Raw genomic sequence first — 22,926 nt, 5'->3', positions numbered from 1 at the left:
TGCAGCAGGCGGACGATGAAGCTGAAGTCGTCCTCGCGGTACTGCAGGCAATAGCTCCGCGGCTGCGCCGGGCCGACCTTGAACTCGATGGTCTGGGCGCGGGCGAACACCGGGTTGGCCGCCTGATGCTCGTGGACGATCTGCTGGACGATGTCCGGCACGCTCAAGTCCTGGAACACCCGCGAGGTGCGGCGGTGGCGCAATAGCGCGATCGGCGGCTCGATGGTCAGGCCATACTGGGCGAAGCCGCCGTCGGACCCCATCAGCCGGGCCTGGCTGACCACGCCGCAGCGGATGGTCTCCTGGCCCTGAGCGTCGGCGATGCCGATGCGGGCGGACTGGCCAAGCAGGGTCTTGAGTTCGATGGTGCCGTCAGGGGACAGGCAGGTAAGTTGATAACGATAGGCCTTGGACACGCCCTCTTCGCCATCCAGGCTTTGCGGCAGCAGCTGCTCGGCGGCGACGGATCCGCTGCCCAGCTCCAGGGTGAGCAAGCGCTGGTCTTGATTGAAGGCGGAGGCGAAGGAGGAAAGAAGGCTGTCAAGGTCCATCGATTGTCCAAAACGAAAGCGCCCTTGAAGCAGGGCTTGAAAGTGAGAAAACCGAAAAGAACCAGCATTTTATGTGGGAGGCATCGCGTCAACAAGGCGAACATTCTGCTTCATTAGCGTACCTGAACTAAAGGACAGGTATGACTGGGCGTCGGGGAGACAGGCAGGGGGTGGCGCGATGGCCGGTGAAATGCTGATGAGGCGAAGGTTTCGAGATTATGAGCGAAATTGGCGACGCGAATCTACATTTTTCGTTTGGCGTCGCTCGCCGGGCCGGTCAGCCGGCGAAGCCGCCGTCGCGCAGAAAAGCGCTTCCCTCCGGCGTGGAAGGGCGGCCGAGTATCCGGTTGCGGTGGGGAGAGCGGCCGAAGCGTCGGATGATGTCGCGGTAGTCATCCGTATGGCGCAGCCAGGGCTGATGGAGGTGATGCCGACGCATCTGGTTTCTCCCAGCCGGCGGCATCTGTCGCGCCAGGCGCAGGTTTTTCTCGCCTGGCTGGCGGCCCTGCCGGCGGCGCATGCGGGAGGGACGCGCTAGTTATTAGTACTAAATGAGATTTTTTCAACAGAGTCTAATCTGAAAGCCGATTCCGGTCGGCGGAGGATGAGGCCATGAAGGATTCGAAGTACCACGGCATCTGGATATGCTTGCTGTTGCTGGACGGCGCCGGAGTGGGCCTGGGGTATAAATGGGTGGATCGCGAGTTTCCCACCCTTTCCCTCAGCGGCTACATCACATTGGCGCTGCTGGTTTCCTGCCTGGCGGCCGCGCCGCTGATCCGGTTTCTGGTGGTCGGCTGGGGAGCGCGCTACGAGGAGTTCCGCAACCGGCTGAATAACGGCGCGTTGGTATTTTACTTGCGGCAGTTCTGGCAGCCGCGCACCGACAGGATCCCGGCGTTGAAGGAGTGGCCGCTGCCGCCTGAGAGGAAAGGCGAAGCGGACGCGGCTGCCGAGAGCCTGTTCGAGCTCATCTACCGCGAGCATTACGGCCGCTCGGCCTTCATCATGCCGCTGGCGCTGTTGCAGGTGGCCATTTTGCTCATGGTCACTTTGTACGCGTTGGCGGAAATGGAGAAGCTGAAGCTGTTGGTGAACAATCTGGTCATTGTGGCGTCCATTGCCGGCGCTTATCTGTTTGTCGTCAGCGACATGGTGACGGCAGTGCGGCGGCGCAGCCTGAACGTGGCGGACGTTTACTGGTACGCGCTGCGCATGACGCTGGCCATTCCGATAGGCGCGGCGGTGAGCGCCGCCTCCAGCGCCGATGCCCACGCGGTGTCTGCCTTGCAGACAGTGGTGGCTTTCGCCATCGGCGCTTTCCCCATGGATGTGCTGATGAAACTGCTGCGGCGCCTGGCGTCGCGCAGCTTTGGGGCCAGCGAACAGGATCAGAACAGCGACCAGTTGATCAAGCTGGAAGGGGTGACCGCCGACATCGCCGCCGGGATGGCGGCCGAGGGCGTCAATTCCATCGAGCAATTGATCGGCACCGATCCGGTGCTGCTGTCCATCCGCACCGGCTTCCCGTTCAAGTTCATCCTGCGGTTGAGCAGCCAGGCCATCGTCTGGCGCTATTTCAGCGATCACGGCGCCAGCCTGGCAAGGTTGGGTTTGGCCGATGTGGAGACGATTTTCAACCTGAACGAGAAGCTGGAGCTGAAAGAGGACGACCCGCACCGCCAGCAGGCCGACAAGGTGGTGGCCAACGCGGCCGCCTGTCTGCAGGCCGGCGGCGGAACGACGCCGGACGAGGCGACCTTGCGTTTCTTGTTTGGCGAAATCTGCAACCAGCCGTATACCCGTTTCCTGCTCTCCACGCTGAAGCAGAAGAACGGCTATCGCCGTCCGCGGCTGGTGAACGCCAAATCGCCGGAGAAACCGCCGGAAGAGCCGCCCAACGCCGCGTGAGGCCCGGTTGGCATGGCTTACCCTTTGGCGCAATATGCAGTTAAGGCCGGACTCTAGCGGAGTCCGGCTTTTTCCAAGGGGAAACCATGTTCGATAACCTTTTTCGACTCATCCCGGCAGGGGAGACGCCATGAGCCTGGCCGCCGACCTCGTCATCGCCCTGGTGGGGTTGCTGCACGTCTATTTCCTGATCCTGGAAATGTTTCTGTGGGACAAGCCGCTGGGGATGAAGACCTTCCGCCTGACGCCGGAGCGGGCGCGGGATACCAAGGTTCTGGCCGCCAACCAGGGCTTGTACAACGGCTTTCTCGCCGCCGGCCTGGTCTGGGGGCTGTGGCAGGGCGCGTTTGGATTCCAGATCAAGCTGTTTTTCCTGGCCTGCGTGCTGGTAGCCGGCGTATTCGGCGCCGCCACCGTCAACCGGCGCATCCTGTTCGTGCAGGCTTTGCCGGCGGCGCTGGGCATCGCGTTGCTGTGGCTGGCTTGAGCTGCGAGCGCGTCGCGGGGAGTGCGGATGGTTCCGGACATGAGCATCTTGGGGCGGTTTTCAGGCAGAAGGTTCAAGCCGGCGCGCATTGTGTTCGATGAGCGGGGCTTGTCCGTGCTTCGAGGCGATGCCTTGCGATGGAGAGTGCCGCTGGAGGATATCGCGTCCGTTAACCTGAGGCGGGGGCGGCGTCTATTCGGCTTGTTTTCGTTCGGCCGGTGGCTGGTGGCGGAGTCTCGCGGCGGCAAACTCTATCTTGAACCCACCCTGGAGTACAAGAAAGAGGATCTGGAGCGTTTGGTCGCGCGAATCTGCCAGTTCATCGCTTGATTCCGCGGTATCAGCCCGTGCGTTCCAGTTCCTGCAAGAAGCGCTCCAGCACCAGGTTGGCGCGCCGGCCCTTGCGCACCGCCAGCGCCAGCGGCGCGTCGTAATGGCAGACTGCAGGCAGCAATGGGCGCATCAGACCTTGCGTTACCCAGCTGGCGGCGAAGTGCTCGGGCAGATAGCCGATGTAGCGGCCGGTGAGAATCAAAAACGCGATGCCTTCGCGGTCGGACGCGGTGGCGATGGGCTTGAGCCGTTGTTGCAGCGCCTGGGCCTGCGGCGGCAGGCGGTAGCCGGGCGCGACTGCGTCGGCGGCGGCGAGGTCCGCCTCGGCCAGATCGTCGTCCGGCCGGCTGAACAGCGGGTGCTCGCGGCTGCAATACAGCTGCGAGCGCTCGTCGTACAGCGGCAGGTAGTCCAGCCCGGACAAAGGCTGGATCAGCGGCACCACGCCGGCGTGAAGCTGGCCGTCCATCAGCCCGGTTTCGATGTCGTTGGGCGTCATCATGCCGATATTGACGCGCACGTCCGGCCCCTGTTTGGCCAGCGCCCGCAGCGCCTGGGTGATGCGCATCTTGGGCAGCGTGACCAGGTTGTTGATGATGCCGATGTTCAGTTCGCCGCGCAGCTGGCGGTGCAGCAGGTTCACCTCGCTGCGGAAGTCCTCCAGCGCCGCCAGCAGCGTCTGGCTGGCGCGCAGCACCTCGCGCCCCTCATCGGTGAGGGCGAAGCCGGCGCGGCCGCGCTGGCACAGCCGGATGCCGAGGCGCTTTTCCAGGTCGCCCATCTGCAGGCTGATGGCGGAGCGGCTGATGCCCAGCACGCCCTCGGCGGCGGAGAAGCCGCCGCACTCGGCCACCGATCGGAACAGCCGCAGCAGCCGGATATCGAAATCGCTGACCTGGCCCAGCGCTGGTTTGCGGTTCATTTAAGTTGATAAATATATAATCTGAACATAAGAAAGATAGCATTTAACTCACGCAATGTCCGGCGCATGCTGTGTCCATATTCCCGCCTGCGAGGCTTGCGATGAACCACCCGCTCACCACCCGTTCCGAATTCTCCCATCTCGACCTGCGCGCGCACTGGATGCCGTTCAGCGCCAACCGCAACTTCCAGCGCGATCCGCGGCTGATCGTCGCCGGCGAAGGCAATTATCTGACCGACGCCGACGGCCGCCGGATCTTCGACAGCCTGTCCGGCCTGTGGTGTTGCGGCGCCGGCCACAGCCGCAAGGAGATCGCCGAGGCCGCCTATCGCCAGTTGTCGACACTGGATTATTCGCCCGGCTTCCAGTTTGGCCATCCGCTGTCGTTCCGCTTGGCCGAGCGGGTGGCGGCGATGACGCCGGGCGAGCTGAACCACGTGTTTTTCACCAACTCCGGCTCCGAATGCGCCGACACCGCGGTGAAGATGGCGCGCGCCTACTGGCGGCTGAAGGGGCAGGCGTCCAAAACCAAATTGATCGGCCGCGCCCGCGGCTACCACGGCGTCAACATCGCCGGCACCAGCCTGGGCGGCATGAATGGCAACCGCAAATTATTCGGCCCGCTGATGGACGCGGACCATCTGCCGCACACCTTGCTGCCGGACAACGCTTTCAGCCGAGGGCTGCCGGAGCAGGGCGCGGAGCTGGCGGACGACCTGCTGCGGCTGATCGAGCTGCACGACGCGTCCAATATCGCCGCGGTGATCGTGGAGCCGATGGCTGGCTCGGCCGGCGTTATCGTGCCGCCGCGGGGCTATCTGCAGCGCTTGCGCGAAATCTGCAGCCAGCACGGCATCCTGCTGATCTTCGACGAAGTGATCACCGGTTTCGGCCGCACCGGATCGATGTTCGGCGCCGACTATTTCGGCGTGACGCCGGACATCATGAATCTGGCCAAGCAGCTGACCAATGGCGCGCTGCCGATGGGCGCGGTGGTGGCGACGTCCGAGATCTACGACGCCTTCATGGCGCAGGCGACGCCGGAGTACGCGGTGGAGTTCGCCCATGGCTACACCTATTCCGCCCATCCGGTGGCCTGCGCGGCGGCGCTGGCGGCGCTTGACGTGCTGGAGAGCGAAAACCTGGTGGCCAGGGCCGCCGAATTGGCGCCGCATTTTGAGCGTGGCATCCACGGCCTGAAGGGCTTGCCGCACGTGGTCGACATCCGCAATTGCGGCCTGGCCGGCGCGGTGCAGATCGCGCCGCGCGGCGGCGACGCCATCGTGCGGCCGTACGAGGTGGCGATGGCGCTGTGGCGCAAGGGCTTCTACGTCCGTTACGGTGGCGACGCGCTGCAGTTCGGCCCGCCGTTCACCACCACGCCGCAGGAGCTGGACAGCCTGTTCGACGCCGTCGGCGAGACGCTGGCCAAGCTGGCCTGAAACGATTGTCACCAATAAAACGAGATCCTGAAATGACGACTTTGCAACACCTGATCGACGGCGAAGCTTGCGACGGCGGCAGTCGGCGCGCGCCGGTCTTCAATCCGTCCACCGGCGAAGCCATCGCCGAAGCGCAATTGGCCGACGCCGCCACCGTGGCGCAGGCGGTGGCGGCCGCGCTGGCGGCGTTTCCGGCCTGGCGCGACACCCCGCCGGCCAAGCGGGCGCAAGTGTTGTTCCGCTTCAAGCAGCTGCTGGAGCAGCATGAAGCCGAGATCGTGCCGCTGATCAGTCGCGAGCACGGCAAGACACTGGAAGACGCCGCCGGCGAGCTGAAACGCGGCATCGAGAACGTGGAATACGCCTGCGCCGCGCCGGAGCTGCTGAAAGGCGAGTATAGCCGCAACGCCGGCCCCAATATTGACGCCTGGAGCGATTTTCAGCCGCTGGGCGTGGTGGCCGGCATCACCCCGTTCAACTTCCCGGCCATGGTGCCGCTGTGGATGTATCCGCTGGCCATCGCCTGCGGCAACACCTTTATCCTGAAACCGTCGGAACGCGATCCCAGTTCCACCCTGCTGATCGCCCGTCTGCTGCATGAGGCTGGCCTGCCCAAGGGCGTGCTCAATGTGGTGCACGGCGACAAGGAAGCGGTGGACGCGCTGCTGGCCGCGCCGGAGGTCAAGGCTGTCAGCTTCGTCGGCTCCACGCCCATCGCTGAATACATCTATGCCGAAGGCAGCCGCCGCGGCAAGCGGGTGCAGGCGCTGGGCGGAGCCAAGAACCACGCGGTGGTGCTGCCGGACGCCGATCTAGACAATACCGTCAGCGCCCTGATGGGCGCGGCCTATGGTTCCTGCGGCGAGCGCTGCATGGCGATATCGGTTGCCGTCTGCGTCGGCGACCAAGCCGCCGACGCGCTGATCGCCAAGCTCACGCCGCAGATCAAGGCTTTGAGAGTGGGGCCGGGCACCTCACCGGGCCTGGACATGGGCCCGCTGGTGACGCGCGCCCATCTGGACAAGGTGAGCGGCTACATCGCCGACGGCGTGGCGGCCGGCGCGGAGCTGGTAGTCGATGGCCGCGGCATCAAGGTGCCGGGCCATGAGGGCGGCTTCTTCCTCGGCGGCTGCCTGTTCGACCGCGTGACGCCTCAGATGCGCATCTACCAGGAAGAAATCTTCGGCCCGGTGTTGTGCGTGGTGCGCGTGAACAGCCTGGAAGAGGCCATCGCGCTGATCAACGCCCACGAATACGGCAACGGCACTTGCATCTTCACCCGCGACGGCGAGGCGGCGCGGCTGTTCGCCGACACTGTGGAGGTGGGCATGGTGGGCATCAACGTGCCGCTGCCGGTGCCGGTGGCCTACCACAGTTTCGGTGGCTGGAAGCGCTCCTTGTTCGGCGACTTGCACGCCTATGGCCCGGACGGCGTGCGCTTCTACACTCGGCGCAAGGCAATCACCCAGCGCTGGCCGCAACGCGCCAGCCACGAGGCTTCGCAGTTCGCCTTTCCCAGTCTGTAAATCAGCCGCGGCAGACGGGCCGCTCGCGAGGGTGGCCCGTTTCGCTGGCATAATGGCAATGTCCTGACCCTGTCTGACCGCCATGAAACCGTTCGCTTCCGCAACCATCGTCTCTTCCCCTTGGATCATCCGCCGCCTGAGCGCGGCCGATATCGATGCGCGCTGGCTGGACGACTTCCAGCGCCGGCAGGAGGTGACGCTGGTATATCGCGGCGCGCCCGGAGACAGGCGCATTGTGGCCGACCCCTTCATCGACGACTGGTCGGCGGACGAGCGGCGGGCGTTGTGCCGCGAACTGGCGGCGATGGCGGACGCGGGGCGGGTGTGGGCGGCGCGGGAAGGCGGCAGCTTGGCCGGCTTCGCCGCCATTGCGCCGGAGCCGCTGGGGCCGGACGGCGAATACCGGCAATTGCAGGAGCTGCAGGTGGATGTCCGCTGGCGCGGCCGGGGGCTGGGCCGCGAGCTGATGCGGCAGTGCATGGCCGGCGGCAAGGCGATGGGCGCGCGCCGGCTGTACATTTCCTCGCACTCGGCCATCGAGACGGTATCATTCTACGAGCGTTGTGGCTGCGCGCCGGCGCGCTGGCTGCACCGTCCTCAGGTCGAGCTTGAGCCGTTCGATTGGCAGATGGAGTGCGATCTGGCGCACCAGTGAAATGTCATTGTGCTATCTTGCTTAAGCCTGCTTTCCCCTCGACAAGGAGCCTGCCATGCCCAATACGATACGCCTGCACCGCGTGCTGAGCGCGCCGCCGGAGCGCGTCTACCGCGCCTTCATCGATCCGCTGGCCCTGGTCAAATGGCTGCCGCCCGAGGGCTTCGTCTGTCGGGTGCTGGAACGCGATGTTTGCGTCGGCGGCAGCTACAAGATGGAATTCGTCGCTTTCGCCAGCGGCCAAAAACATGCGTTCGGCGGCCGTTACCTGGAGCTGGTTCCGGGCGAGCGCATCCGCTACACCGACCGTTTCGACGACGCGAACCTGCCCGGCGAAATGACCACCACCATCACGCTGGTGCCGCTATCCTGCGGTACCGATCTTTTCATCGTTCAGGACGGCATTCCCGACGCGATCCCGCCGGAAAACTGCTATCTGGGCTGGCAGCAGTCGCTGAAGCAGCTGGCGGCATTGGTGGAGCCGGATATAGCGGGCTAGATCGGGAGGAGTCAAAAAAAGCCGGGCGCATGCCCGGCTTGGCTTTTGCGGGGAGCGTCCGCTCAGTTGGACAGCGCCCACGGATCGCCGGCGGTGGGCAGATTGCCCTGGGTCCACCATTTGGCGCAGTACTTCTTGCCCTGGTACAGCGCGCAGTCCTTGGCGGAATAGGCGGCGGTTGCCGACCATTGCTGCAGGCCGCCGCCCTGTTGCTGCCACACCGAAGCCTGGCCGGGCACGTCGCCTTGGGTCCACCACTGGGCTTTCCAGGTGGCGCCGGAGTAGGTGACGGTGTTGCCGGTGTTGTAGATCTGGCCCGACGACCACGGCTGGCCGTTCACCGGTCCGCCGCCACTGCCGTTGTCGCCGCCGCCGTAATTCGGGTCCTGGGTGACGCCGCTGCCCCAGTGGTCTTTGAAGCCCTTGAACACATTGCTGAAGGCGTACGGCGTTTGCACGATGCCGGAGCACTGCGCGTCGACGTAGTGGCCGTTATTGGGGCAAGACTTGTCGCGGCTGATCGACCACATCGACAGCAGTCCGAAGCGATTGCTGTTGGCCATGCCGTACAGGTCCTTGGCGTTGTCCACGGTGAAGGTTTCCGGCTGGGTGTCGTTCAGGCCCGCCATGGGCGTGACGCCCACTTTTTGCCACAGCTGGGCGTCGGTCAGCGTCTGGCTGTGGGCCTTGTAGGCGGCGTCGATCTGGCCGTACAGCGCCTGGGCGGCCTGTTTGGCGGCCGCGCCCATGTTCGGATTGGATTGGCCGTAGTCCATCGCCATGATGTTGACGGCGTCCAGGGCCACGCCGTTGGCGAGCGCGGAGGCGAGCACGCGCTGGCCGTCCTGAGTCAGGCCGAAGGGCATGGCCGGCAGGGTCAGCGACACATGCAGGGTCTTGCCTTTGGCCTTGTAATTCTTTTGCAGCGCGGCCACCACCGCGAAGTTGCGGTTGTTGGCGGCGGTGTCGGTTTGCGCGCCGCCTTCGATGTCGAAGTCGATGCGGGACAGATTGTAGGTGTCCAGCACGGTCTGGTAGGCGGCCTGCAGGCTGGCGTTGGTGGTGCAGGCCTGTTGCAGCGGGGTGCCGTTGGCGCCGCCGAAGGACACCATCACCTCGCCGCCCTTGCCGCGGAAATTATTGATGCCGCTGCGGATGGCGCTCAGTTGTTGATCGGAACCGTTGCCCGGAATGGCCAGCACGCCGCCCCAAGAGGGCGAGCAACCGCCCTTGGCGACGACGAAGGCGAGGGTGAATTGCTGGATGCCTTGATTGACGCCCAGCTTGTCGATCTGCGGCGTCGGCCACAAGGTCATGTCGACATAGGGCGCGAAGGCGCCGGCTTGGGCGGCTGGACTGGCGATACCGGCTGCGGCGGCGGCTAGAGCGGAGAGGGCGGCAAACCTTTTCATCATGAGCGGACTCCCGGGTTGCGCAGCATTCTGATGTTTTGAATGGCTGAACATATTAAATGGTTTATAAAAACGCCAACATTTGTCAGCAATTCCCAAATATACCCAGATAGAGTAAAAACTCAATAGAAAATGGTCGCTCGCTTTTGATTTTGAGCAAAGGTATTGGATTGATTGCCGAAGGGGCTGCGGGGGCGGGGAGGCGAGGCAGGCCGCCGCGCGGCGGCGGCCTGGATGGGTTAGTCCAGAGGCCAGGGCATCGATTTCGGTAAGGGCGCGTCGGCTTCCGGCTCGCTTGGGGAGGCGGGCGCAGCCACGCTGTCTACCTCGCGCCACCAGGGATGGGCGCGCTCTGCATGGGCCGGCTCCATCGCTTGTCCCAGCCGCGGCATCATCAGCCGGACATTCTCTTTTTCGCCGCTGGCCAGCAGGGACTCGGCCGGCGCGTCCCAGGCGTGCATCGCCAGGTTGAAGGTGCCCCAGTGCACCGGCAGGAAGGCGCCGCCGCCCAGCAGGTCCAGCGCTTTGAGCGCATTGTCCGGCCCCAGGTGGATATCGCCCCAGGCGGGGTGATGGGCGCCGACTTCCAGCATCACCAGATCGAACGGGCCCATGCGCTCGCGGATTTCGGCGAATTGCCCAGACAGGCCGGTATCGCCGCTGAAGAATACCGAATGCCGGGCGCTGCGGATGGACAGCGACGACCACAGCGTGGCATTGCGGTCTTTCAGGCCGCGCCCGGAAAAGTGCTGGGACGGCGTGGCGGTGACCGTCAGATCGGATTCGGGATGATGATAGCTTTCCCACCAGTCCAGCTCGGTGATCCGCTCGGGCCGCACGCCGAAGGCTTCCAGGTGGGCGCCCACGCCCAGCGCGGTGACGAAGGGGACGTCGGTCTTGGCCAGCTCGCGGATGGTGGGGTAGTCGAGGTGGTCGTAATGGTCATGCGAGACCAGCACCAGATCCAGCGGCGGCAATTGCTTCAGCTTGATCGGCACCGGCTGGAATCGCTTGGGTCCGGCCAGCCGGGTGGGAGAGGCGCGCGGGCCCCATACCGGATCGGTCAGCAGGCGCAGGCCGTCGATTTCGATCAGCACAGTGGAGTGCCCGAGCCAGGTGGCGCGCAGGCCGGACTGGGCTGGCTTGCGCCAGGCATCCAGCGGATTGTCGGCTGGAAGCGGCGCGGAGGGCGCCCGGCGTTCGCCGCCGCACAGGAAGTCGCGCAGCGACGGCATGGTTGCCGACGGGTCGCGCAAGGCGGGATCGATAGGGTAGATGTTGCGAAAACCACTGCCGGACCAAAGCGGCGACGCCTGCATTTTTTCCAGCCTGGGGCCGGACGCTTTTTTGCCGAGAGACTTCATCGAGATGCCTTCCTGTTCGTTGCCGATGCGGACGGGGCCGGCGGACGGTCCATATTGATGGTAGCCGGCCGGGCTTCCGGCGTGCCGCTTTCCCGCGGCGGGTCCTGATAAGATGGGCGCTGAGCGTCGGGATTCAAGGCGTCGCGCCATCTTGCCACCCCATCCGGGGCTGCCTAGGATTAATTGTTCGCCGAGTGATAATCATTTTTTTCGACAAGGACAAGACGCGGGCGGTCCAACCGCAGGCAAGGATAAGATGTGGGAACGCTGGAAGACATTTTGCTGCAATTGAGCCGGAGCGAGGGGCTGCCGGATTCGGCGGTGCTGGACATGGTGGCGGTGCAGAAAAGCCTGCATCCCCGTGCCAGCCTGCTGTACTGGGCGGTGGTCGATTATGGCCTGCCGTCGACGGAGAGCCGGCTGTTCGTGTTCGACACGCTGGAGGCCAGCGTGCAACGTTTTCTGGTCGCGCATGGCCGCGGGCTGGATCCGCACGCCAATCTGCTGAGGGCCGGCGCCTTCTCCAATGAGCTGGATTCCGATTTATCCTGCCTGGGCGTGTGCCGCGCCTCCGAAACCTATTTCGGCAGCCAGGGCTTGTCGCTGTGGCTGGACGGCCTGGAGCGAAGCAATTCCAATATGCGGCGGCGCAATCTGGTGATGCACGGCTCCGACCACGTCACCTCGCAGTATGCAGCCGAACATGGCATCTTGTGGCGCTCCGACGGCAGCCTGGCGGTGGAGCCGCAATACAGCGTCGGCTTGATCAATATGTTGCAGGGCGGTTCCTACATCAACTGCATTCGCAGCCGGCGCTGAGTCGGCGCCGGGCCGCGCGAGCGGCCCGGCGTTTCAGCGGGTTATTCCTTCAACCGCTGGAATGACGCGGCGTTCAGCATTGAACATGCAGGTGGAAGGCGTGGTCGTTGGCCGTCCCGTTGGTATCGGCCGTCCGCACGAAAATGCCGTTAGGATTGCCGCTGCGCAGGGTCACGCTGATGAAACCCAGCGCGGGGAAGGTCGGCGAGGGATCGCCCAGGGTCGCGGTATACACGCACTTTGAGACGTCGCTCGGGAAAATCACCTCGAAGTAGCCGTAATTGCCGCCGAAGTTGTTGGAACTGGCACCGGCAGGGCCTGCGGCGAGCGTGCCATCGGTATTGACGATCACGCTGTAGGTTTTGGTGACGACAGGCGCGACCGCCGCGGTTGCGGCGGCCCTCACTGCCTGGGAGGCGGGCTGGCTGGCTGCCAGCGCCGCTGAGGTCAAGAGGCCGGCGGCCATGACGGCTGACGCGAGCAGCGCGCAGCGATAGGTGCGACGAGTATTCATGATCTTGCTCCTGAGTAGGTATCGGATACATCAAGTTTTAATAGTTTTGGCAAGCCCGCTTCTGACGTGGGCTATGGCGATGGCGCTCGATGCGCGGGAATGCGGTGGAGAGGGAATGGCAGGGCCATCAAGCTGAGACGGGACCGCAAGATACGGTCCGGGAATACGGAGGCGGCGAAACGCGCGTCGGTCAGGAGCGCGCTGCCGAGATTGTGTTAAGAGAAAAAGTTTTTTATGTAACTGTTTTTATTGATACTGATGGAATAGCCGTCAATATAGAAGCAGAACAGGCGATTGCATCTGTTCTTAAGGACAGTTTTTGGCGTTGGAGCGGAAGTGCGCGGAAGGAAGTTTCCTGGAGGGAGAGGGAAAACGGGCTGGATAGGGGCCGGGGCGAATAGGCATGGCGAAGCGCCCCGGCGCGGATTCAGGAAAGCGGCGCTCAATACTCTCCGCTCATCGCCTGCTTGCTCTGGCAATGCACATAAGGCTGGCCGGTCCGCTTGCCAGGGAAGGGATAGCCGGTGGGGCCTCCCACCGTGCGCAGCATCGCCACGCTATAGTCGCCCTTGAGCCGGGCTTTTTTGATCGCCGCCTGTATCGCCGTTGCGTCGCCGTCCACGAACAGCGCCAGGAAGCCGCCATCGGTTTCGGAGAGCTTGACCGAGCGGATCGGCAGGCCGCCAAAGACATAGCCGTCAGGCAAGGACAGCTCCTGGTCCCATACCGTGTTTTCTGGCTGGCGAGTCGCTTTGCCTAGCAGGGAGGCGATGCCGTTTTCTCCGAAGTTCAGCCGCTGGCAATTGAGCTGCGCCGCCAGGCGCTTGTCCTTGGCCGCGACTTGGGTCTTTTTGGCGCCCGCCTGGTACAGCCCATCGAAAGGCACATCGCCGAAGACGCCGGCGCAACGCTCGGTTTTGAGTTGCAAGGCGGACGCCTGCGGGGTGAGCGTCAGCGTGCAGCGATCCTCGCGGTAGGTCCATTGCTTGCCGTCCGTCGAAGTCAGCTTGCCTGCTCCCGATCCGGCATGCCGCGGGAGGGTGTTTCCTTTCTGCAGCACTTCCAGTTCGAATCGGCCATCCGCCTGGATGGTGATGGCGCGCTCGAACTCGGCGTCGGAGCCATCGTATTTGCCGGGGGCGGGATAGCCGGCGGCAGGGGCGCCAGTGTTGGCGTTGTCGCCCTGCAGCGCTTTATGGATGCCGTCCTTGATGATCGAGCCCAGGTTCAAGGTGAAGGTTTCCGCGCGCAGCGCCGGACTGGGCAACGCGATGGAGGCCAGAAGCAGGGCCAAGCGGATGGATGTTGCTGTTTTCATGTAAGGTCCAAGGTTAGGGGGTGATCACGGATGGATATGCCAGCTATAAGGCTTTCACTCAAATAAATCAAGATATTGGTATCTTGTTTTGAGATGAAAAATGACATCATGGCTTTAGCCAGCCGGGCCGCATCACGGGATGCCTGGGAGTCTAACAGCGGCGCCGACAGGCTATCGAAAGCTGATCGAGCAGCCTGGGATGATTGCAGCGACTTTACCCCATGAGTGTCGCTGCTTATGGGTAAAAATCGTAGGCTGCGGGGAACGGAGAACGTCGCCATGGCAGCTGGTGGATTGAGGGGTATCATACAGACAGGTTTACGATGATGGTTTTTTGGGGGGCGGCGCTTGGGTGCAGTATTGGACGTCAGCAATATCAATTGATATATGGACCTGCATGTCCGTATAAACCCTGTTCGGCTGCTCTCGAGGTTTACCCGCTCAGGAGAATGCATGTTTGACCATGTCGTAATCGGAGTACGCAACTATGCGGTGAGCAGATTGTTTTTCGTCCAGGCACTCGAACCGCTGGGCGTCACCGTGGTGCATGATGGGCCGCTCGGCGTCGAGCTTTGCCGTCCTGACAGCCTTTCATCGTTGTGTATTCGTCGAGAGCCCGAGGAGAGCCCGGCGCATCTCCACTTGGCGTTTACCGCCGATAATCGCCAGCAAGTAGAAGCTTTCTATCGCGCAGCCCTTGCGGCCGGCGCCATGGATAATGGCGCGCCCGGCTTGCGCGCTCAGTACCATGAAAATTACTACGCTGCCTTCGTTATCGGCCCCGACGGGCATAACATAGAAGCTGTGTGTCATGAGGCCGAGGCCTAATGATCCATTCAAGCCGGAGCCGTTTCGTGGCCCGGCTTAATTCAGGCATTGGATTGCAATGCCTGAACTCAACCATCCGCAGAGGCGCTTTGGCCCCCGCCTCCTCGCCAGCATCAGTAGGGAAATTTTCAATCAATTCGGCTGATGCTTTGAATTGTCGGGTTTTGTCACGCGCAAGTTTGATAGCCAGCAAGAAAATGCCCCACGATCAAAAGAGCGCAGGGCATTATTATCAAGCTACAGCGAAAGCGGAAAATCTTTAGTCGCAGCTTATGCTGCTCACAACCGGAAGCTATAGGTTCTGGCTTGCTGGAGTCAGCCGCAAGCCCCCACGTGCCCGCACGCGGTGCAGAACTCGCAGCCGTCCTTCTTGATCAACGCGTGGTTGCCGCATTCGGGGCAGGCTTTGCCGGCCAGCTGCTTCAGCGTGGCGGGCGCCTCCTGGGCGAACAGGTCGCTTTGTTCCGGCGCCATCACGCCCATTTCCTCCACCGGCACGCCTTCCTCGGTCAACACGCCCAGCATCGCGTAGCGGTGGATGATCAGCCGCGCCAGATAGGCGACGGTGGATGGCCAGCTCTGCGATTTCTCCATGCCCGGGATGCGGGCGAAGAAGTCGCCCTGCGGCTCCGCGTAGTTCAGCAGCTTGCGCAGCTTCAGGCCGATCCAGGCTGGGTCTATCACCCGCATGTCGAGGGACAGCATCTTGCACAGGCCGTCCAGCTCGCGCGGGTAGGCGCCGGCCAGCCACACCGAGTACGGGCGGCGCTGGCCGTTGGGCAGCACCAGCTCCTTGACGAACAGCACGAAGTCGTCGCCGGTTTGCGGATTGACCACGTCCACCGACCAGCTCATGGTGCCGTCGCTGCCGGATTTGGGCTCCTTGCGGGCGAACAGCGCGTCCATCACCGGAGTGGCTTCGCCTTCTTCCAGCCGCAGCGCGCCCAGTTGTTCGACGCGGTGGAGCACCACCTGGCCCAGCGCGGCGGCGGCCGAGGTGGCGTGTATGGTCTTGTCGCCCAGCGTGAAGCGGTAGCGTTTGTCGCCATTGGCGCGCGATAGCGCGTCCAGCTTGGCGGCCAGCCAGGCGCGGTCGCGGCAGCGCATGTCCATCGACAGCGTCTTGGCGATGGCGGACAGGCCGCGTTGCTCATCCGTCGCGTTGACCCAGCACTCGAAAGGCTGGGCGCGGCCGTTTTCCATGTGGCCGACCACCACGGCGAAATCGCCGGCGTCGCCTTCCACCATGAAGGTCCACGACGGGTTGCCTTCCTTCAGCTTGGGGCGGTTCGGCCATTTCAGGCTGGACAAGGCCGGGGTTGGGGCGGTGTTCAGCGTCACGCGGCGGTCCGGGTCGCTGGCGGCGCCGGACAGGTCTTCCGGCGCGGCGGCGGCGCTCTGGGCCGGCTCCACCGACAATACCGAACCCAGCACATTGTTGGGGCGGTAGGTGGTGATGCCCTTCAGGCCGTTGCGCCAGGCCTCCAGATACAGGCTCTCGAAGTCCTCGAACGGGTAGTCGGCTGGCACGTTGACTGTCTTGGAGATGGCGGTGTCGACATAGGGCGCGACGGCGGCCACCATGCGCATGTGGTCCAACGCGCTCATTTCCAGCGCGGAGACGAAGTAGTCCGGCAGCTTGGCGGTGTCGCCGCCCTGCATCCGCCATACGCGGTAGGCGTGGTCTTCCACCAGGTATTCTTGCTGCGAGTTGTCCGCCATCCGTTTCTTGCGGGTGTAGAACCATGAGAACGGCGGCTCGATGCCGTTGGACGCGTTGTCGGCGAAGGCCAGCGAGATGGTGCCGGTGGGAGCGATGGACAAGAGGTGGGAGTTGCGGATGCCGTGCTTGCGTATCCGGGCCTGGATCTTGGCCGGCAGCCGGCTGGCGCAGTGCGGCGCGGCCAGGTATTTTTCGGCGTCGAACAGCGGGAAGGCGCCTTTTTCGATCGCCAGGTCCACCGAGGCGTCGTAGGCGGCGTCGCGCATGCTCTCCGAGATGCGGGCGGCGAAGCGGCGGCCTTCCTCGCTGTCGTAGCGTATCTTCAGCATGATCAGCGCGTCGCCCAGACCGGTGAAGCCGAGGCCGACGCGGCGCTTGTTCATCGCCTCGCGCTCCTGCTCAGGCAACGGCCATACGGTCAGGTCCAGCACATTGTCCAGCATCCGGATCGATGCGCGCACCACTTTCTCGAACGATTTGAAGTCGAAATGGGCCTTGTCGCCGAACGGGGCGCGCACGTGGCGGGTCAGGTTGACCGAGCCCAGGTCGCAGCAGCCGTAGTCAGGCAGCGGCTGCTCGCCGCAGGGGTTGGTGGACTCGATCACCTCGCAGTAGGACAGGTTGTTGTCCTGATTGATGCGGGTCATGAACAGCACGCCCGGCTCGGCGTGGTCGTAGGTGGACTCCATGATCTGCCGCCACAGCTCGCGGGCGCGCACGGTGCGGTACACCCACAGGCCGTCTTCGCGGCGGAAGCTGTCGGGGAAGGCGTCGGACATCGGCTCCACCGCGTGGGTGAGCTGCCAGTCGGCGTCGGCCTCCACCGCGCGCATGAAGTCGTCGGACACGCCGACCGAGATATTGAAGTTGCGCAGATCGCCCTGGTCCTTGGCATGGATGAAGTCCTCCACGTCCGGATGGCTGACGTCCAGCACGCCCATCTGCGCGCCGCGGCGCGCGCCGGCGGATTCCACCGTTTCGCAGCTGCGGTCGAACACGCGCATATAGGAGACAGGGCCGGAGGCGCGGCTGTTAGTGCCCTTGACCCGGGCGCCGCGCGGACGGATGCGCGAGAAGTTGTAGCCGACGCCGCCGCCGCGGCGCATGGTTTCCGCTGCCTGCAGCAATGCCTGGTAGATGCCGACCTTGCCGTGCTCGGTTTCGGAAACCGAGTCGCCCACCGGCTGGACGAAGCAGTTGATCAGCGTGGCCCTGAGGTCGGTGCCAGCGGCGGAATTGATGCGGCCTCCGGGAATGAAGCCATGGTCCAGCGCTTCGAAAAACAGCGGCTCGAAGCGGGCCGGGTCTTTTTCCAGCGCGGCCAGCGCGCGGGCGACGCGGTGGCGGACTTCGCTGACGCTTTGCTCGCCATTCTTGGCGTATTTCTCCAGCAACACCTCGCGGGAGATGTCTTGTTCCGCCATGGCGGCGATGTTTTCCTGCTGCATGGAACGCTCATCCTTCTGAAACGGTGTTCAACGACGATGGCATGGCCGGCTGCGCATGAAAAACGGCGTAGCACACTATATGTTGTTACGCCGTTATGGGGTGAAACGCAAGTTGTTGTGTTCCGGCGCCGTTTCCGATTGTACTCCCGACACGGCGCCGGCGGGTTATTTCGCGCTGATTTTCACTGCCAGCTCCACGCCGTCGCGGTTGGCCGAGGTCTTCTTCGGCTCATCCAGCGCGATGCGGTCAGCCAGCTCCGGCTGATGCCGCAGCATCACCTTGCGGGCGTTGTCGCCGCGCAACTTGGCCAGTTTGACCAGGTCGGCCGCGCCGACTTTCTCGGCCGCCAGCATTTCGTCGCGCAGCAGCTTGGCCAGCGCTTCGCCGGACGGGCCGCCCGGCTTCAGCGTGTGGCCCAGCAGCTTCAGCCGGCCGATGCGCTGGCCGTAGACCGATTTGATCGCCGACTGGGTTTGCGCGTCTTTCAGGTCCAGCGTGGCCAGCGGCTCGTCGTCCATCGGCGGGTGGCCGGCGGCGGCCAGCACCGCGGCGTCGACGCGCGCGCGCGCTAGCTGTTTGGCGTCTTCGTCGGCGTAGCCGCCGGCGATGGCCAGTTGCATTTTCGGCCGCTTGGCCATCAGCGCCGCCACCTTGTCCAGCTTCTCGCGCTCGGGCGGGCTGACGTGGGCTTCGCCGGCGACGAAGCGGATGTCGTCGAAGCCGTCGCCGCCCAGCAGGGCGCCCAGCGCGCGGAACGGCGCGGTGACCACCTTGGTGACCACGTTGACGATGGCCTTCCATACCAGCTGGCCATAGCTGAACTGCGGGTCGTCCAGGCTGCCGGCCACCGGCAGGTCCAGGTCGATGCGGCCGTCGCTGTCTTCCAGCAATGCCACCGCCAGCTTCAGCGGCAGGTGGGGCGATTTGTCGCCCTTCAGCTCGTCGCCCAGCTGGATGGAGTCGATCACAATGCGGTTTTCGCCCTTCAGCTGGCGATGATCCAGCAGGTAGCGCAGCTCCAGCGACAGCTTGCCGTCCTTCACCTGCCAGCCGGCGAAGTTCATCGAGTACGGGTTCAGGTTGTTCAGCGCCAGATTGTGGAAGTCCAGCAGGATGTCGGTGCTGTCGGTGGGCGACATCGGCGACAGCGCGCCGCGCACCTTGACCTCGCCGTACTGGTCCACCGCGCCGTCCAGCGTGATCCGGCCGCGGCCGCCGGCGCGGGTGGACAGATTCTGGATGCTGCCGCGCAGGTGGTGCATGCGGGTGGCGAAGTCGGGCGTCATGCCGTGGTCGGCGAACTCGACCGCGCCGTTCTGCACGTGGATGCTGTGCACGTCCACCTGCGGCAGCGGCCCGCTTTTGCCGCTGGACGGCTTGGTCGGGCGCTTGGCGAATATCTTCTGCCAGTTCAGGCTGCGCTGCGCGTCCAGTATCAGGCGGGCGCGGGGCTGGTCCAGGCGAACGTCGTTGATGGAAACCTTCAGCGGCATGCCTTGCGCCTGCAGCTGGCTGAGCGAGAGCATGTTCCAGCCCAGCAGCGGCAGCGGCTCGCCGGGTTCCTGGAGCGCCATCTTCGCCACTTTCAGCTGGCCGCCCAGGCTCCAGCGGCTGGCGGAGGCGGCATTGAGCTTGAGATCGGCGCTGAGCGCGCCGCCGGACAGTTTCAGCGGGGTGCCGGCCAGCGCGTACGGCGCCAGCGGGGCCACCGGCAGCGCGTCCAGCCGTATCGAGCCGCGGGCGGAAGGCGAGGCGGCGTCGATGTCCAGCTTGGCGGCGAGCTTGCCGGCGCCGGCGCGGCCGGCAAGGTCCAGCGCCAGCTGGTCGCCGCTCTTCAGCTCCAGCGTGCCGCCCAGCTGCTTCAGGCTGTATTCCAGCGGTTTGCCCAGGCTGAGATCGCGCCAGCCGACCGCGCCGTTTTCCAGCGTCACCGCCGGATAGGACAGCTTCCAGCCCGGGCCTTCGTCCCTGGACGGGCGAGGCGCGGCGGGACGCGGCCGCTGGGCCAGCAGCTGCTGCAGTTGCAGCTGGCCGTTGCGCTCGCGCTGCAGGGAGACCTGCAGGCCGTCCAGCGAGATGTCGCCAGGTTGGATGCTGCGCTGTTTCAGGTCGATCAGCGTTGGCTCCAGCTCGGCCTGGCTCAGGCTGAGCCAGGGCATGCCGCCGGCGGCGGCGAGCTTGAGATCGGCGAGGGAGAGACCGGCTTCATCCAGCCTCAGGCCGTGGTCGGGGTCGAGCGACAGCTTGCCCTGCAGCCGCGGCACCGCGGTTTCCAGCTGCATCGGCCGGATAAAGGTCTGGTCGCGCCAGGCGGCATGCCAGTCGTTGAAGCGCAGATTGTCTATCTTGACGATCCACGGCGAAGGTTTGGCTGGCTTGGCCGTCTTGTCTTCCGGTTTGGCCGGCGGCAGCGCGCGCAGCCAGTCCAGCTGGCCGGCGGCGTCGCGGCTGGCGGCCAGCTTGCCATGGTTCAACTCCACCTTGGCCACGGTCAGCAGCGAGCGCGACAAATCCAGCGCGCCGCCGTCCACGCGCAGCTCGGGCAGATCCAGCATGCCGTCGCCGGTCGGCGCGCGCAGCTTCAGGCCTTTCAGGTTGGCGCTCAGCGAGGAGACGGTCAGATCGGGCGAGGCGCCGCTCATGTCGAACTGGTAGCGGGCATTGACCGACAGCTCGCCTTCAGGCTTGGCCGTGGCGAAGTGGGGGCGGACGTAATCCCATACCGATGCCAGCGGCAGGCCCAGCATGCGGGCCTCGCCGCTGGACTGCAGCGGTTGCAGCCGCATGCTGCCTTGCCAGTCGAAGCGGCCGCCGCCTTCCATCTCGGCGTGCAGCGTGTAGCGGCCGTTTTCTTCCAGCGTGGTCAGGTCGTTCAGGCTGAGATTGATCGGCATCAGGCGGAAATTGCCGTGCTGGCCGGCCAGGTGGTCGCTGATGCGGATCTGGCCGTTGCGCAGATTGATCGCGTCCAGTTTGAGGCGAGGCAACTTTTCCGGCGCGGTGCCGTCTTCCAGCTTGGGCGGGCCGGAAACGTCGGCGACGAAGCGGGCCCAGTTCCACACGCCGTCTTTGTTACGCTCCAGCCATAGCTCAGGGCTGTCCAGCAGGAACTCGCTAGCTTGCCAGCGGCCCATCAGCACTGCATACAGCGCGGCGTTCAGGTAAATGCGGCGGGCCTGGAACAGCGGCTTGCCGTCGCCCTCGCGCAGCGCCACGCCATCCAGCGTCAGCTCCATGCTCCACGGCACGATGCGGACTTCGGCGATGGCCAGCTGGCGGCCGTGCTTGCGCGCCCAGTCGGCGGCGGCCTTTTGCAGCAAGTGGGGCGCCGCCAAGCCTAGGAAAGCCCAAAAGGCCAGCACCAGCGCGCAGGCTATGGCGAGCCAGCGCAGCCAGCGGCGGGGTCGGCGGGGAGGAGGAGCGAGGGGGGCGGCGTCTGCCTGAACGTGGGTATCCATATCGCTTAATTCTAATGCACTTTGACGCTGCCGTCCTGTTGCGTTGTTTGTCCTATTGTTGACTAAAAATGACGACGCGGGTCCGCAGCCCGTTGCCGGCGGGGGAGAACGCTGGCTAGGATGGGCGAAGCGTTGAAAATATTGAACGCGATTTTGCCAAATCTTTATCACGAAAGGACGATGATCTTGCAGCAAAACCACTGGTCAAGCCGGCCAGGCAATTTCACTCGCATCGCGGCCGAAAGGCCGCTGCTGGCCGACCGCAGCTTGTTTCTATTGCAGGCCGCGCGCCGCCACACCCTGACCCATCACGCCCGGAGGCTGGGAAGCTCGGGCAAACACAGCTGACAGAGGATTTATGGATAGTGCCCATCTCATCAATCAATGGCTCGACGAACATCATATCACCGAGGTGGAGTGTCTGATTCCGGACATGACCGGCCTCGCCCGCGGCAAGATCGTGCCGCGCCACAAATACGACCCTGCTGTCGGACTGCGCCTGCCGGAAGCGGTGCTGTCGATGACAGTGACCGGCGACTACCCCGACCGCGACTTCACCTCCGTCGCCGATCCCGACATGAAGCTGCTGCCCGACCTCAGCACGCTGCGCCCGGTGCCCTGGAACAAGGAGCCCACCGCGCAGATCATCCATGACTGTTACAGCTTCGGCGGCGAGGCGGTGGATCTGGCGCCGCGCAATGTGCTCAAACGCATCCTGAAGCTGTACGAGGACCAGGGCTGGAAACCGGTGATCGCGCCGGAGATGGAGTTCTACCTGGTGGAAATCCAGCCTGACGAGGACCTGCCGCTGCGGCCGCCGGTGGGACGCACCCGCCGCACCGAGGCGGGGATGCAGAGCTTTTCCATCGACGCGGTCAACGAATACGACGATATCTTCGACGTGATGTACGACTGGTGCGAGGCGCAAGGCCTGGCGCTGGACACGCTGATCCACGAGATGGGCACCGCGCAGATGGAGATCAACCTGGACCACGGCGATCCGCTGCAGCTGGCCGACCAGGTGTTCCTGTTCAAGCGCACCGTGCGCGAGGTGGCGATCCGCAACAATATGTACGCCACCTTCATGGCCAAGCCGATGCAGGGCCAGCCCGGCAGCGCGATGCACATGCACCAGAGCGTGGTGGACATCGCCAGCGGGCGCAATATCTTCAGCCTGGCCGACGGCCAGCCGTCTCCGGCCTTCCTGCACTTCATCGGCGGCCTGCAGCGCTACCTGCCGGCGGCGATGCCGTTCTTCGCGCCCTACGTCAATTCCTACCGCCGCCTCAGCCGCTACACCTCGGCGCCGATCAATCTCAGCTGGGGTTACGACAACCGCACCTGCGGCCTGAGGGTGCCGCACTCCGATCCGGAGGCGAGGCGGGTGGAGAACCGGCTGGCCGGCGTGGACGTCAATCCCTACCTGGCGATGGCTGCCAGCCTGGCCTGCGGCTATCTGGGCATGCGCGACAAGATCGACCCGTCGGAGCCGCTGTCCGGCAGCGCCTACGAACAGCCGCACCAGCTGCCGCGCCACCTGGACGACGCCATCGACATGCTGCTGCGCTGCCAGCCGCTGGCCGAGCTGTTCGGCGGACACTTCGTGGAAACCTACGCGGCGATCAAGGAGGCGGAGTACCGCGAGTACTTCGACGTGATCAGCCCGTGGGAGCGCCGCTTCCTGTTGCTGCACGTGTGAGGGGAGGGGCGGGCGC

20 protein-coding genes are annotated in these 22,926 nt (G+C 64.5%); 11 read left to right on the top strand and 9 right to left on the bottom strand.

What is annotated here, in order from left to right; genetic code table 11:
- Together VA599_RS18060 and VA599_RS18055 are read right to left on the bottom strand one after the other, a co-directional pair.
- The coding region (locus VA599_RS18060; protein WP_346789878.1) for a contractile injection system protein, VgrG/Pvc8 family at positions 1-551 on the bottom strand (551 nt) is incomplete at its 3' end.
- Positions 552-828: 277 nt separating this feature from the next.
- Complete coding sequence (locus VA599_RS18055; RefSeq protein ID WP_021477195.1) at positions 829-990, bottom strand: DUF924 family protein; 162 nt, start codon at positions 988-990, stop codon at positions 829-831.
- Between the two features lie 173 nt (positions 991-1,163).
- On the opposite strand from VA599_RS18055, the gene VA599_RS18050 reads away from it, so the two are divergent.
- The 3 genes from VA599_RS18050 (at position 1,164) to VA599_RS18040 (ending at position 3,279) form a co-directional block, all read left to right on the top strand.
- Positions 1,164-2,462 (top strand): hypothetical protein, encoded by a 1,299-nt coding sequence (locus VA599_RS18050; RefSeq protein WP_021477194.1) that lies wholly within the window; start codon positions 1,164-1,166, stop codon positions 2,460-2,462.
- A gap of 130 nt (positions 2,463-2,592) precedes the next feature.
- Entirely contained in the window at positions 2,593-2,949 is a 357-nt protein-coding gene (locus VA599_RS18045; protein ID WP_021477193.1) for a DUF1304 domain-containing protein, read from the top strand.
- Positions 2,950-2,976: 27 nt separating this feature from the next.
- On the top strand, positions 2,977-3,279 hold the full coding sequence (locus tag VA599_RS18040) for a hypothetical protein (RefSeq protein ID WP_021477192.1): 303 nt from the start codon (positions 2,977-2,979) through the stop codon (positions 3,277-3,279).
- A gap of 10 nt (positions 3,280-3,289) precedes the next feature.
- Here the strand turns inward: VA599_RS18040 and VA599_RS18035 are convergent, their stop codons facing one another.
- Positions 3,290-4,204, bottom strand: coding sequence for a LysR family transcriptional regulator (locus VA599_RS18035; protein ID WP_021477191.1), 915 nt, complete (start codon positions 4,202-4,204; stop codon positions 3,290-3,292).
- A 101-nt stretch (positions 4,205-4,305) separates the two neighbouring features.
- Here VA599_RS18035 and aptA point away from each other — a divergent pair, with 101 nt between their 5' ends.
- The 4 genes from aptA (at position 4,306) to VA599_RS18015 (ending at position 8,326) form a co-directional block, all read left to right on the top strand.
- Positions 4,306-5,646 (top strand): omega-aminotransferase AptA, encoded by a 1,341-nt coding sequence (gene aptA, locus VA599_RS18030; protein ID WP_346789875.1) that lies wholly within the window; start codon positions 4,306-4,308, stop codon positions 5,644-5,646.
- A gap of 32 nt (positions 5,647-5,678) precedes the next feature.
- Complete coding sequence (locus VA599_RS18025) at positions 5,679-7,172, top strand: CoA-acylating methylmalonate-semialdehyde dehydrogenase (RefSeq protein ID WP_346789874.1); 1,494 nt, start codon at positions 5,679-5,681, stop codon at positions 7,170-7,172.
- An 82-nt stretch (positions 7,173-7,254) separates the two neighbouring features.
- Positions 7,255-7,827 carry a GNAT family N-acetyltransferase gene (locus tag VA599_RS18020; protein ID WP_346789872.1) on the top strand — a complete coding sequence of 191 codons (573 nt, stop codon included), beginning with the start codon at positions 7,255-7,257 and terminating at the stop codon, positions 7,825-7,827.
- 55 nt (positions 7,828-7,882) lie between these two features.
- Positions 7,883-8,326: an SRPBCC family protein gene (locus VA599_RS18015; RefSeq protein ID WP_346789870.1), complete on the top strand. Its 444-nt coding sequence runs from the start codon at positions 7,883-7,885 to the stop codon at positions 8,324-8,326.
- A gap of 62 nt (positions 8,327-8,388) precedes the next feature.
- On the opposite strand, the gene VA599_RS18010 is transcribed toward VA599_RS18015, so the two are convergent.
- Together VA599_RS18010 and VA599_RS18005 are read right to left on the bottom strand one after the other, a co-directional pair.
- Positions 8,389-9,741: a chitinase gene (locus VA599_RS18010; RefSeq protein WP_346789868.1), complete on the bottom strand. Its 1,353-nt coding sequence runs from the start codon at positions 9,739-9,741 to the stop codon at positions 8,389-8,391.
- Between the two features lie 236 nt (positions 9,742-9,977).
- On the bottom strand, positions 9,978-11,102 hold the full coding sequence (locus tag VA599_RS18005) for an MBL fold metallo-hydrolase (protein WP_346789867.1): 1,125 nt from the start codon (positions 11,100-11,102) through the stop codon (positions 9,978-9,980).
- Positions 11,103-11,360: 258 nt separating this feature from the next.
- Between VA599_RS18005 and VA599_RS18000 the strand changes: the two genes are divergently transcribed.
- Positions 11,361-11,921: a murein L,D-transpeptidase catalytic domain-containing protein gene (locus tag VA599_RS18000; protein WP_021477184.1), complete on the top strand. Its 561-nt coding sequence runs from the start codon at positions 11,361-11,363 to the stop codon at positions 11,919-11,921.
- A 73-nt stretch (positions 11,922-11,994) separates the two neighbouring features.
- Here the strand turns inward: VA599_RS18000 and VA599_RS17995 are convergent, their stop codons facing one another.
- Positions 11,995-12,435 (bottom strand): hypothetical protein, encoded by a 441-nt coding sequence (locus tag VA599_RS17995; RefSeq protein WP_021477183.1) that lies wholly within the window; start codon positions 12,433-12,435, stop codon positions 11,995-11,997.
- Positions 12,436-12,877: 442 nt separating this feature from the next.
- A complete protein-coding gene (locus tag VA599_RS17990) occupies positions 12,878-13,753 on the bottom strand; it encodes a hypothetical protein (RefSeq protein WP_346789864.1) in 876 nt (291 codons plus the stop codon).
- Positions 13,754-14,206: 453 nt separating this feature from the next.
- Between VA599_RS17990 and VA599_RS17985 the strand changes: the two genes are divergently transcribed.
- Positions 14,207-14,581, top strand: coding sequence for a VOC family protein (locus VA599_RS17985; RefSeq protein WP_104946532.1), 375 nt, complete (start codon positions 14,207-14,209; stop codon positions 14,579-14,581).
- 315 nt (positions 14,582-14,896) lie between these two features.
- Here VA599_RS17985 and VA599_RS17980 read toward each other — a convergent pair whose 3' ends face one another.
- Both VA599_RS17980 and VA599_RS17975 read right to left on the bottom strand, forming a co-directional pair.
- Complete coding sequence (locus VA599_RS17980; protein WP_346789863.1) at positions 14,897-17,752, bottom strand: adenosylcobalamin-dependent ribonucleoside-diphosphate reductase; 2,856 nt, start codon at positions 17,750-17,752, stop codon at positions 14,897-14,899.
- A 165-nt stretch (positions 17,753-17,917) separates the two neighbouring features.
- Positions 17,918-21,211, bottom strand: coding sequence for a DUF748 domain-containing protein (locus tag VA599_RS17975; protein ID WP_346789862.1), 3,294 nt, complete (start codon positions 21,209-21,211; stop codon positions 17,918-17,920).
- A 120-nt stretch (positions 21,212-21,331) separates the two neighbouring features.
- Between VA599_RS17975 and VA599_RS17970 the strand changes: the two genes are divergently transcribed.
- Entirely contained in the window at positions 21,332-21,559 is a 228-nt protein-coding gene (locus VA599_RS17970; RefSeq protein ID WP_104946535.1) for a hypothetical protein, read from the top strand.
- A 10-nt stretch (positions 21,560-21,569) separates the two neighbouring features.
- Positions 21,570-22,910, top strand: coding sequence for a glutamine synthetase family protein (locus VA599_RS17965; RefSeq protein ID WP_021477177.1), 1,341 nt, complete (start codon positions 21,570-21,572; stop codon positions 22,908-22,910).
- Positions 22,911-22,926 lie beyond the last annotated feature (16 nt).

Source organism: Chromobacterium indicum (assembly GCF_039708975.1).
GTDB lineage: Bacteria > Pseudomonadota > Gammaproteobacteria > Burkholderiales > Chromobacteriaceae > Chromobacterium > Chromobacterium piscinae.
Note: the sequence above shows the minus strand (reverse complement) of the source record. Positions and strands in the feature narration are given on the sequence as shown.

What these genes read in the sequence shown, in the direction of transcription:
- VA599_RS18015 (WP_346789870.1), top strand. Translation starts at nt 7,883, where the DNA reads ATGCCCAATACGATACGCCTGCACCGCGTGCTGAGCGCGCCGCCGGAG.
- VA599_RS18050 (WP_021477194.1), top strand. Translation starts at nt 1,164, where the DNA reads ATGAAGGATTCGAAGTACCACGGCATCTGGATATGCTTGCTGTTGCTG.
- VA599_RS17980 (WP_346789863.1), bottom strand. Translation starts at nt 17,752, where the DNA reads ATGCAGCAGGAAAACATCGCCGCCATGGCGGAACAAGACATCTCCCGC.
- aptA (WP_346789875.1), top strand. Translation starts at nt 4,306, where the DNA reads ATGAACCACCCGCTCACCACCCGTTCCGAATTCTCCCATCTCGACCTG.
- VA599_RS18055 (WP_021477195.1), bottom strand. Translation starts at nt 990, where the DNA reads ATGCGTCGGCATCACCTCCATCAGCCCTGGCTGCGCCATACGGATGAC.
- VA599_RS17995 (WP_021477183.1), bottom strand. Translation starts at nt 12,435, where the DNA reads ATGAATACTCGTCGCACCTATCGCTGCGCGCTGCTCGCGTCAGCCGTC.
- VA599_RS17970 (WP_104946535.1), top strand. Translation starts at nt 21,332, where the DNA reads ATGGGCGAAGCGTTGAAAATATTGAACGCGATTTTGCCAAATCTTTAT.
- VA599_RS18020 (WP_346789872.1), top strand. Translation starts at nt 7,255, where the DNA reads ATGAAACCGTTCGCTTCCGCAACCATCGTCTCTTCCCCTTGGATCATC.
- VA599_RS18025 (WP_346789874.1), top strand. Translation starts at nt 5,679, where the DNA reads ATGACGACTTTGCAACACCTGATCGACGGCGAAGCTTGCGACGGCGGC.
- VA599_RS17985 (WP_104946532.1), top strand. Translation starts at nt 14,207, where the DNA reads ATGTTTGACCATGTCGTAATCGGAGTACGCAACTATGCGGTGAGCAGA.
- VA599_RS18040 (WP_021477192.1), top strand. Translation starts at nt 2,977, where the DNA reads ATGGTTCCGGACATGAGCATCTTGGGGCGGTTTTCAGGCAGAAGGTTC.
- VA599_RS18010 (WP_346789868.1), bottom strand. Translation starts at nt 9,741, where the DNA reads ATGATGAAAAGGTTTGCCGCCCTCTCCGCTCTAGCCGCCGCCGCAGCC.
- VA599_RS17975 (WP_346789862.1), bottom strand. Translation starts at nt 21,211, where the DNA reads ATGGATACCCACGTTCAGGCAGACGCCGCCCCCCTCGCTCCTCCTCCC.
- VA599_RS18045 (WP_021477193.1), top strand. Translation starts at nt 2,593, where the DNA reads ATGAGCCTGGCCGCCGACCTCGTCATCGCCCTGGTGGGGTTGCTGCAC.
- VA599_RS17965 (WP_021477177.1), top strand. Translation starts at nt 21,570, where the DNA reads ATGGATAGTGCCCATCTCATCAATCAATGGCTCGACGAACATCATATC.
- VA599_RS18005 (WP_346789867.1), bottom strand. Translation starts at nt 11,102, where the DNA reads ATGAAGTCTCTCGGCAAAAAAGCGTCCGGCCCCAGGCTGGAAAAAATG.
- VA599_RS18035 (WP_021477191.1), bottom strand. Translation starts at nt 4,204, where the DNA reads ATGAACCGCAAACCAGCGCTGGGCCAGGTCAGCGATTTCGATATCCGG.
- VA599_RS17990 (WP_346789864.1), bottom strand. Translation starts at nt 13,753, where the DNA reads ATGAAAACAGCAACATCCATCCGCTTGGCCCTGCTTCTGGCCTCCATC.